This window comes from Flavobacteriales bacterium (assembly GCA_019694795.1).
Lineage (GTDB): Bacteria > Bacteroidota > Bacteroidia > Flavobacteriales_D > UBA2798 > UBA2798.
Map to the genome: position 1 here is coordinate 1 of JAIBBF010000071.1, position 9,964 is coordinate 9,964.

Here is a 9,964-nt window from a genome sequence, read left to right on the forward strand (position 1 = left end):
TGATATTATCTGGGCAATTATAATAAGGGATCTCCCTAAATTGCGCGAAGAGGTTGAGCAATTGTTAAGATAATTAGCTAATTATATTTTTTTTTAATTCCCTGTTTCTTTTTTGTGTCTGCTGCATTGTATCTTTAGAAAACGTTCAATGCACGCAATCAACACCACATACAGCAGGGAGGAGGAGCTTTCGCAGATCAACGCTGCGAGGCTCGATCCTTCTCGTTTTGCGCCATTGTATGATCGTCACTATAAATTAATCTTTCTCTTTATTCACCATCGGGTGCGCGATAAGGAATTAACGGCCGACTTAACGGCACAGGTATTTTTAAAAGCGATGCTGAACCTGAGCAAGTATGTCGACCGCGGACATCCCTTTTCTTCCTGGTTGTACCGCATTGCATTAAATGAGGTGAACATGCATTATCGTAAAGCAAAAAAGGAATGTGATATCGAGATTCGTGAGAGTGATGCGGTGGAGATGATGGATGAAATGAATGAAACCTATTCCGAAGAAAACTGCACACGCATATTACAGGTGTTGGGAGAGATGAACGAAGAACTATCTTCGCTGATAGAATTACGTTTTATGCAGCGTTTATCGTTTCAGGAAATTGCAGGAATGTACGATATTACCGAGGCGAATGCGAAAATGAAGGTTTATCGTGCACTGGAAAAATTAAAACAATTGTATCAAAAAAGCCATTGAGGCGAAGTATGAAAAAATATAGTATTCATAAAGAAGAAAAAGGGAAGGCCATGAGCGATGAAGAAATCCTGGGGTATAAGGATTTTTCCCGTTTGCATCATCGCTATGAGGAGGTGACCAAACGTCCCAAACAACCATTGTATAAAAATCCGTATTTGTTCTTTGTGCTTGTTCTTATCATTCTTCTTGCGCTGATGCTCGCCGGAGAATTATAATCAGCTATCGGCAAATTTCAGTAATCCCTCCACCAGTTTATCCAGGTCGGCCAGCGAAGTATACACGTGCGGAGTAATGCGTACGCCATTTACTTTTTGCCATTCAATAGCCACGCAGTGAATGTTGTATTTGTCCATCAGAAAACCTTCGATGTCGCTGTGCTTTTTGCCCTCAATACCAACCGTTGCAATGGCGCATGATGCGTGATCGCTCAAGGGTGAATAGAATTTTATTTTCGGATGTTGTTTTACTTTGTTCACCCAGTAATTTTTTAGCATGCGCAATCGTTCTTCTTTGCGTTTGCTTCCAATGCTGTTATGAAAATCAATTGCTCTGCCAACCGCCATTTCAGCAGGGAAAGAACGGGTGCCCAGTGCTTCAAATTTTCGGATGTCATCACCCTGTGGTTTATCATTTGGCATAATGGGCCAGAGTTTGGCAATTTTTTCTTTTTTCACGTAGAGCATTCCTGTTCCGAACGGAGCGCATAACCATTTGTGTAAACTGGTTCCCGCATAATCGCATCCGATATCGCGAAAATTCATTTCGATGTGCGCAAAGGAATGGGCTGCATCCATAATCACTTCAATGTTGTGTTTATGTGCCTCTTCACAAATGCGTTTGGCGGGAAGGATATGTCCCGTCCAGTTGATCAGATGCGTGAGATGTATAATTTTTGTTTTTTTGGTAATGGCATCGGTATATAGTTTTACGATGCTTTCGGTATCGTCCATTCCAATCGGAATATCTATCCACACCAATTTTATTTCTTCCCGCTGTTCGCGCTGTAACCATGCATTGCGCATATTGGGATAATCGTAATTGGTAACTATCACTTCATCTCCTTTACTTAAGGCCACACCGAAAATGGCAATATCCAGAGCCTCGGTTGCATTACGGTTAATCGATATTTCTTCAGCACTTACACCGGCTAAAGTGGCAAGGTCGCGGCGGACATCTTCTCTTCCTTTATCGAGCACTCTCCACATGTAAAACGAAGGTGCTTCGTTCGACAAGCGGTTATAGCTTTCAAATACTTCCTGCACTACTTTGGGTTGCGGACTCACTCCTCCGTTATTGAGGTTAATGACATTGCTCGAAACGGTGTAGGAATGACGTACCCAGGACCAGAAATCGTCTTCACCTGTGAAAGCGGAAGGAGGTAAACTGGCTGCGGCTTGACTAAAATCGCTGAGTGAAAGTAATCCGAGTCCGCCAATAGCGCGGGTAGAATTGCGAAGAAATTTTCTGCGTGATTGATCCATGCTCCAATATACAAAAAGGAGCATCGAATCACTAATGGAAAATTATTTTTCGCGAATAACAATGGTCTCCAGTAATCCAAAGGCCTTGGGTGGATCCTGATGAGAAATAATGTGATCTTTTTTAATCAGCAAGAGATACGCAATCGGTTCATTGTTTCGGAACGAGGTTATACCGCCGGTTTTTGGTTTCAACAGAATAACCTGATTCTCGTATTCCGAAAATGGAATCGGTTCTTTCAATCGCGCCTGGAAATAAGTGGTGTCGTACAACAGAAATAATTTATCGTCAATATAGGCTTCCAGTGGTTTTCCTAATTTGGTTTTAAAGGGATTGGCAGCGCATAACAGGACTTCTTTTCCAAGGTATTGGTTAATGTGAATTTCATTAAAACTCTCACCGCGAACCTGCAATCGCAATCCGCCGAATTCATCATTATTAATTTTAAAAGGAAGCCGGATACGAACGGGAATCCATCTTCCCGGCACAAGTTTAAACCGGCTGATCCGAATGACTACAATAAAAGCTACAATTCCCATCAATACAAAATCGAAGGGTATGCCTTTGAACTGCAATCGTAAATCTTCCTGCAGGTAAACACAGAACACCTGATAGGCCAATAGAATCCCGAACAGAATAAAAAGTTCGCGCTGAAGTTTTTCGGAATCGATTACAATTTTTTTATTGAAATGGGGTGAGTTGTTTAAGCAGTTGTTGTTGATGGTGGACCATATTTCTACAAATATGAAATAGCAAAACAAGGTGAGGAAAAATCCAATGCCTTCGAAGCTGGAGTTAATAAGGAAGAAGTCGTACAAGCCATGGGTTAAGGCAGCCATGAGCAGGAAAAATAAAAAGTGAAGAATGGGATTAATGTTCGGACGGAATTTATAAACCACAAAACCGTAGGCAACAATGGAAGTATCGAGAATATGTCCCAATCCCGATAACAAGGATCGTGTAATCATAATATCGCTTCCGTATTGCTGGAAGTATAAAATATTTTCTGTGGTGGCAAATCCTATGGCAGATGCACTGGCAAATACGATATAGTCAATGGGCTCGTCGGCAATTTTTATAATTCCCATCATTAAAAGAATCGGAAAAATTTTTGCAGTTTCTTCCACAAAACCAATTCCAAAAACAGAGTATAAAAAATCGTTGAGGATGTCGCCGTTCAGCGTAAAACCCGTTTCGTCGATATAGGGTCCCGCCACTAAAACAAAATAAGGTGTACACATTCCGATGAGGAAAGTTGCTATAAGCGCCCACCATTTTTCAGGGTGAAAAACATCGAGTCGACGTAAATAATACAACCAGATAAAGGCAATGAAAAAAGCGCCGATGCTATTGAGGACAAATACCATGTTTAACCAATATAGGAAATTGACTCCGGACCACAATTAAATATCAGATCGAAGGCGCATAAATTTTTTTCGAATTCAAAACGATCGGAAAATACCTGTGTATATGCGGGATGCTGAAATTGTTGACGGTTTGCCGGATCAAAGGCCTGGCGAAAATCATTCGATGCCACAGTGGGGACAAATTCCGTTGTGAAACGGAGCTCGCAGTTTATTTCTAATAAATCACAAATAATGCGTGTGAGTTGCGTATTAAAATCGCAAAGGAATTCAAATTCGTTTTGATAAAAAGTTTCAAAATGATAGGCATAGTCCTCAAAAAACGGAGCCTTGGCATATGCACTTGCGATGCTTCTCCAATGTTGTTGCTGCCAGCGTTCGGAATAGGAAATACGGGTTTGTCCGGTGCTGCGTTTGTGGGTTCCGTCCTTGCGAACAGGGATAATTAAATCGAGCGGACCATTCGCACTCAGTATGGTGCAACGGTTGCGGTAAGTCTGTTTGCAAAAATGTTCTTCCTTTTCAATCTCCACAGTGTCGAATTTCTTTAACAGTGAGAGATAAAAATTGTTAGGAATGTAACAAGTCGGAATCAGAGCCTTCATGGGGTAAAAATAAGAACTAAATCGTTTGTTGATTGTTGAGCAGATATCAGCCTTGTTAATCGTTCCATTTTTTTTGTCTGATATATTTAAAATACCGGACTACAAATCAATTTCTCCTCCAGTTATTTTTGGCCAAAATTAGATTCATGAAAAAATCTTTATTGTTGTTGATTCTGATGACTGCAATGCACTTTGCTGCATTTTGTCAATATCAGATTGGTTCCACCACCATTACCTTTAACGATCCTTCCCGAACAGGAGGCTTCGGCTCAGGCGGAGGTCCCGGTCGGCAAATCCAATGTGAAATCTATTACCCTTCCGCAACGGCAGGCACCAATACTCCGGTATCGGCAGGTAGTTTTCCGGTGATTGTATTCGGACATGGATTTGCGATGGTTTGGAGTGCGTATCAAAATATCTGGGAAGCATTTGTTCCGAAAGGTTATATCATGGTTTTTCCCCGCACGGAAGGAAGCTTGAGTCCGAGTCACAACGATTTCGCTCTTGATATGCGTATTGCGGTGGACAGAATGCAATTGGAAAATTCAAACAATACTTCATTGTTCTTTCAAAAAGTATCCACACGCTCCGCGGTGATGGGGCATTCTATGGGAGGCGGATCAACCGTGCTATCGGCTTCATCTTGGAATAATGTAAAAACCATTGTTTGTCTTGCACCCGCAGAAACCAATCCCTCTGCAGTTACCGCAGCAGCAAATGTGAGCGTCCCCGCTTTGGTTTTCTCCGGCGATGGCGATGCGGTTACTCCTCCTAATGATCATCATATTCCGATTTTTAATGCATTGGGTTCTTCCTGCAAAACTTTTTTAAGTGTAACGGGAGGCGGACATTGCTACTTCGCAAATTCAAATTTCAATTGCGATTTCGGAGAAACAACATCAGGTTCCACCATTTCATTGTCGCGTGCGGAACAACAAGATATTGCGCAAGACATGTCGCTTATCTGGTTTAATTTCTATTTAAAAAGCAATTGCCCATCGTGGGATGAATTTCTCGATTCCTTACAAACCAGCACACGATTTGTAGAAAACCAGCAATGCAATTTGCTTTCACTCAGTGCCAGTGTATACAGCAACGCTGCCAACTGTCAGCAATCCGACGGATCAGCAACGGCAACACCCAATGGGGGATTAGCACCTTATACGTATTTGTGGGACGATAACGCGGCTCAAACTACAGCTACAGCAACAGGATTAGCTGCAGGTACCTATCATGTTACCATTACCGATGCAAATGGATGTTCCATTGTGGAAGTGGTTACTGTGAGTAATACGGGCGGACCAAGCGCAGTTGTAAATGTAAATGATGCAGTCTGCAATGGTGGTACAGGAAGTGTAAATGTAACTCCAACAGGAAACGGTCCTTTTACCTATGATTACTTCGGAGAAAATCCGTCCAGTCTTTCTGCAGGAAACTACACAGTTGAAGTGACGGATGCCAATGGATGTTCAGGAAATTTTTCATTTACCGTTACAGAACCTTCGGCTATTTCTTCCAATGGAAATGTAAGCGATGCTTCTGCTGCAAATAATGATGGTGCAATTAATATTTCCGTTTCCGGAGGAACTGCTCCCTATACTTTTATGTGGAGCAACGGATCTCAAACTGAAGATCAATCCGGATTAGCTCAGGGCACCTATTCGGTGACAATTACAGATGCCAATAACTGCACAGCAACATTCAGCTATACGGTTAATGCTGCTCCCAATGGAATTGAAGAAAATATGAATTCCGAATTTCTTTCCTTCCCTAATCCATTCTCTTCTGAAATCTATGTCTCCTCTGCAAAAGAAAACTTGCGCTCGGTGAGGGTTTATGATGTAAGCGGAAGAATGGTTTGGTCCTCCGATTTTTCTCCGCGATCCGGAATTCTTATTCACGGCAGTGAATGGTTGTCTGGCATTTACATTCTCGAAGTGGAAATGGAATCCGGTTCAACTCAACGAAGGAGAATTATTAAGCAATAAAAAAAAGTCCCGGTTTATTCCGGGACTTTTTCTTTTCATTCAATTTTATTTACGGAAACTTAGGGAATTTGCTGAAATCCGGTTTGCGTTTTTCTACATATGCATTCTTTCCTTCTTTGGCTTCATCGCTGAGGTAATAGAGTAGAGTAGCATTACCGGCTAACTCCTGAATACCTGTTTGTCCGTCGAGCTCTGCATTAAATGATGATTTAAGCATACGAATTGCCAATGGCGATTTTTCACGGATCTTATTGGCCCAGATCATCACTTCATCTTCCAGTTTCTCCAATGGAACAACCGTGTTTACCAATCCCATTTGAAGGGCTTGCTCGGCATTGTACTGATCGCATAAATACCAAATTTCACGCGCTTTTTTCTGACCTACACAACGTGCCAGATACGATGCGCCAAATCCTCCGTCGAACGATCCTACACGTGGACCGGTTTGTCCGAAAATGGCATTTTCACTGGCAATGGAAAGATCGCAAACTACATGAAGTACATGTCCGCCACCAATAGCAAATCCGTTTACCATTGCAATAACAACTTTTGGAATGGAACGGATTATTTTTTGAAGATCGAGCACATTTAAACGTGGAATTTTATCGCCACCTACATATCCGCCATGTCCTCGAACATTCTGGTCGCCTCCCGAACAAAATGCTTTATCTCCTTCTCCGGTTAATACAATCACATCTACTTTCGCTTCGTCTCTGCAATAATTCATTGCATCAATCATTTCCATTACGGTTAAAGGCGTAAACGCATTGCGGTAACGTGGACGATTAATGGTGATTTTTGCAACACCTTCGCAGAATTCGAATTTAATTTCTTCGTAGTTTTTGATTTTGGTCCAGGTTCTCATGGTGGTCTGAATTCAGTTTATGGTTATGAATTTTATTTTCCTTGTTTTAAATACTTAAAATAATCTTTCAGGATTTTCGGATTAAGTTGCGATTCCGTAAAAATTTCCAAAACCGAAGCTTCACGATTTTTTTCTCCGTAAAAGGATTGGAGCGATTCTTCCAGTTCTTGTTTATTGGATGCCTTGAAGTAATTTAATCCGTATGCTTTGCAGAGAAATTCCGCATGCATATTTTGCCGGGTTTCGAATAAGGTTTCAATTTCATCGTTGTGTTCGGGACCTTCAATAATTCTGAAAATTCCGCCGCCGCCGTTATTGATCACAACAATTCGCAATTGCTTGCTCAGGTATTTATTCCATAATCCGTTCGAATCATAAAAGAATCCGATATCGCCCGTAATTAAAGTCGTTTTTTTACCGGATGCATATGCAGCTCCCGCGGCAGTACTGGTGCAGCCGTCAATTCCACTTGCTCCTCTGTTGCTATGATAGCTTAATTTTTTTCCGGCTTTAAACAACTGAACGTAACGCACAGGTGAACTGTTGCTCATTTGCAAATCGCTGTTTTCCGGAATATGTTTTAATATGCTTTCAAAAGCAGAGAGATCGGAAAATGGACAATTCTTCATAAAGGCTTGGTGACGTTCTTCCGTAAGAAGATCCATTTCTTTCCATTGTTTGCGGTAATCACTCTGCTTCGTTTTTAAATGCGGTTTTATTTGTGAGAAAAAGGAAAGCGGACTAAGCGGAATATTATGCGTGAGACATTGGTACGTATCCAAATGCAATTCCGAAGTGTCGATATGCCAGTGTTCAAGCGGTGAATTTTTCCGAATAAAAACTTTTACGCGCTTTGAAATTACGGGACCACCAAAGGTGATGAGTAATTGGGGTTGCAATACCTGATTTAATTCTTTGGGCAATGAAGAAATAATCCGGTCGATGCAGGGATTGAATTTTTCCGAATGAAAATTCCCGGTGGTTTCGGTCAATACACTTACACTTTCGTCCTCTGCAATTTCTTCCAGTAACGTATTTAATTTTTCATTGGGTTCTACGAGTCCCGATAAAATCAATTTCCGGTCGTACTGATTCCATCGTGCAGCTAATTCCTGCAATTGACTTTCCGAAAGTTTTTGTTCGGGTATATAGGTTTCTATCGGTTTTACCGAAGGCATTTCTGCCGATCTTCCGTAGAGTGGTTCACTCAGTGGAATGTTAATGTGAACGGGTCCTTCCCCCGGAAGCAATGTTTGGTCCCAGGCCTGCGAAGCTATTCTTCGGATAAACCATAATTCTTCTTCACTGTTTCCTTCGCCCGGAATTTCATAACCATGCTTAACGTAGTTCACAAAAATATCACGCTGACGAATGGTTTGTCCATCGGCTTGGTCGACCCATGCTACCGGACGATCTGCCGTTAAAACCAGCAATGGAATTTTTTGATAATAAGCCTCCGCTATGGCAGGTGCATAATTTAAAGCAGCAGTACCCGATGTACATACCACCGCTACCGGACGACGCAACTGTTGGGCCATTCCCAATGCAAAATAGCCTGCACTTCGCTCATCGGGAATTACGGTTAACTGAATATCCTTGTGATGATAAAAACTGAGCGACAGGGGCGCATTTCTTGAACCCGGACTTAATACAACTTCCCGTAAACCTTTTTTTACAAGCGTCTCTATGAGTTGTTTAATTCCGGCCTTATCTGTAAACATGTTGCGAAAATAACAAAAAGGACTTTCAAGCCCTCTTTTTCATCAAAACAGACAGTTTGGCGGATTTGTTCGTTCAGCGCAAAAGAATGGCTCTAATCTCGTAGTAATAGGCTTTTTCACTGGGTGAAACTGCTTTTACATTTGCTTTCCCGAATTCGAATTTTATTTTTTTTGCTTTTTTCTTTTTGCTCAGCGATTCTGCTGAAAATGTGGCTGTTTTGGAAGGGTCCTCAAAAAACTGGGCTTGTACCTGGTTTCCCATATAAAGTGTGTCGCCGCTTTTGAGTGAATTCACCACCGATTCTCCTCTCGATGCGTAGGTGACTTTTAGATCGTAAGGACTGTTGTTTACAAAGTAGGTTTTGTTCGAATAGATTACAGCACATTCAACTACTGCCTGAGGTTTATAGTCGGGCGGAGTCTGGATGGTGACTCTATCGTTGTAATTGTTTTCTCTTTTGTCGGTTAACTCTCCTTTTTCGTTGTAGAAATAGGTGGTGTTGTACCATTGTATTCCCGCATCGGGTGCGCTGTGTTCTTCTATTTTGCTTACCACCCCATTCGGGTGATGGTAAAAGGTCACCGAGTGAGATCCGTGCATGCGACTGATTTCCGAATCAAACATGATTTTTCCATCGGGTGTATAGGCTGTTGCTCTTCCCGTGCGTGTGCTGTTGAGTAAATAACTGTATGCCGAAATTTTTCCGTTTGCATATTTTTCTAAATGCAAAACAAGGGTATCCTGATTCCCTTTTTGAGAATAGGAATGGGTTGTTTGAATCAACAGGAAAAGTGCAATTATTTTTTTCATGGAATAATCTATCCAAGTGTTGTGCCAAAAAAAAAGGATCCCGAAGGATCCTTTTGATTATTTCAACAGACTGACGTGTCCGTAGTATTCTCTTTTTTCACCGTTGTAAAGTTTCTTCACTTTCAGTTTCCAAACGTAAACATCCTGTTTAGCGGCTTGTCCCTTGTAAGTTCCATCCCATCCAACGCCCGACATCTGTGTATAGAATATCAATTCTCCCCAGCGGTCGAATACCATAAACTCGTAATCGTCCGGATCGTGTCCCGATACAATCGGCATAAACACGCTATTGAGCTGATCGTAATTCGGATCCGGTGTAAAGGCGTTTGGCACGTAGATTAAAAACTCATCGTAAATCATTACGATTTTACATATCGAGTCGATACACCCATCGGCGCTGGTAGCTGTTAAGCATACGTTGT

General features: G+C 41.7%; 10 protein-coding genes. 3 read left to right on the top strand and 7 right to left on the bottom strand.

Annotated features, from left to right (window positions below; genetic code table 11):
• Window positions 1-148 precede the first annotated feature (148 nt).
• Together K1X56_13590 and K1X56_13595 are read left to right on the top strand one after the other, a co-directional pair.
• Window positions 149-709: a sigma-70 family RNA polymerase sigma factor gene (locus K1X56_13590; protein MBX7095749.1), complete on the top strand. Its 561-nt coding sequence runs from the start codon at window positions 149-151 to the stop codon at window positions 707-709.
• An 8-nt stretch (window positions 710-717) separates the two neighbouring features.
• Window positions 718-924, top strand: coding sequence for a hypothetical protein (locus K1X56_13595; GenBank protein ID MBX7095750.1), 207 nt, complete (start codon window positions 718-720; stop codon window positions 922-924).
• On the opposite strand, the gene K1X56_13600 is transcribed toward K1X56_13595, so the two are convergent.
• From K1X56_13600 to K1X56_13610, 3 genes are read right to left on the bottom strand one after another with little or no spacing between them, the layout of a single operon-like run.
• A complete protein-coding gene (locus K1X56_13600; GenBank protein ID MBX7095751.1) occupies window positions 925-2,190 on the bottom strand; it encodes an aminotransferase class V-fold PLP-dependent enzyme in 1,266 nt (421 codons plus the stop codon).
• A 42-nt stretch (window positions 2,191-2,232) separates the two neighbouring features.
• Window positions 2,233-3,555 carry a PrsW family intramembrane metalloprotease gene (locus K1X56_13605; GenBank protein MBX7095752.1) on the bottom strand — a complete coding sequence of 441 codons (1,323 nt, stop codon included), beginning with the start codon at window positions 3,553-3,555 and terminating at the stop codon, window positions 2,233-2,235.
• Window positions 3,556-3,557: 2 nt separating this feature from the next.
• Window positions 3,558-4,157, bottom strand: coding sequence for a WbqC family protein (locus K1X56_13610; GenBank protein ID MBX7095753.1), 600 nt, complete (start codon window positions 4,155-4,157; stop codon window positions 3,558-3,560).
• A 146-nt stretch (window positions 4,158-4,303) separates the two neighbouring features.
• On the opposite strand from K1X56_13610, the gene K1X56_13615 reads away from it, so the two are divergent.
• The gene (locus K1X56_13615) at window positions 4,304-6,145 is read left to right on the top strand and encodes a T9SS type A sorting domain-containing protein (GenBank protein ID MBX7095754.1); all 1,842 of its coding nucleotides are present in this window, start codon (window positions 4,304-4,306) and stop codon (window positions 6,143-6,145) included.
• Window positions 6,146-6,194: 49 nt separating this feature from the next.
• On the opposite strand, the gene menB is transcribed toward K1X56_13615, so the two are convergent.
• The 4 genes from menB to K1X56_13635 all read right to left on the bottom strand — a co-directional run.
• Window positions 6,195-7,010, bottom strand: coding sequence for a 1,4-dihydroxy-2-naphthoyl-CoA synthase (gene menB, locus K1X56_13620; protein MBX7095755.1), 816 nt, complete (start codon window positions 7,008-7,010; stop codon window positions 6,195-6,197).
• 32 nt (window positions 7,011-7,042) lie between these two features.
• A complete protein-coding gene (gene menD / locus K1X56_13625; protein ID MBX7095756.1) occupies window positions 7,043-8,731 on the bottom strand; it encodes a 2-succinyl-5-enolpyruvyl-6-hydroxy-3-cyclohexene-1-carboxylic-acid synthase in 1,689 nt (562 codons plus the stop codon).
• Window positions 8,732-8,804: 73 nt separating this feature from the next.
• Window positions 8,805-9,542, bottom strand: coding sequence for a hypothetical protein (locus K1X56_13630; GenBank protein MBX7095757.1), 738 nt, complete (start codon window positions 9,540-9,542; stop codon window positions 8,805-8,807).
• 57 nt (window positions 9,543-9,599) lie between these two features.
• Window positions 9,600-9,964 (bottom strand): gliding motility-associated C-terminal domain-containing protein (locus tag K1X56_13635; protein MBX7095758.1); only part of this gene is annotated, 365 nt, incomplete at its 5' end.

Bases quoted from the DNA above. Each gene is read 5' to 3' on its own strand.
- menB (MBX7095755.1), bottom strand. From the start codon at position 7,010: ATGAGAACCTGGACCAAAATCAAAAACTACGAAGAAATTAAATTCGAA.
- K1X56_13610 (MBX7095753.1), bottom strand. From the start codon at position 4,157: ATGAAGGCTCTGATTCCGACTTGTTACATTCCTAACAATTTTTATCTC.
- K1X56_13595 (MBX7095750.1), top strand. From the start codon at position 718: ATGAAAAAATATAGTATTCATAAAGAAGAAAAAGGGAAGGCCATGAGC.
- K1X56_13630 (MBX7095757.1), bottom strand. From the start codon at position 9,542: ATGAAAAAAATAATTGCACTTTTCCTGTTGATTCAAACAACCCATTCC.
- K1X56_13615 (MBX7095754.1), top strand. From the start codon at position 4,304: ATGAAAAAATCTTTATTGTTGTTGATTCTGATGACTGCAATGCACTTT.
- menD (MBX7095756.1), bottom strand. From the start codon at position 8,731: ATGTTTACAGATAAGGCCGGAATTAAACAACTCATAGAGACGCTTGTA.
- K1X56_13605 (MBX7095752.1), bottom strand. From the start codon at position 3,555: ATGGTATTTGTCCTCAATAGCATCGGCGCTTTTTTCATTGCCTTTATC.
- K1X56_13600 (MBX7095751.1), bottom strand. From the start codon at position 2,190: ATGGATCAATCACGCAGAAAATTTCTTCGCAATTCTACCCGCGCTATT.
- K1X56_13590 (MBX7095749.1), top strand. From the start codon at position 149: ATGCACGCAATCAACACCACATACAGCAGGGAGGAGGAGCTTTCGCAG.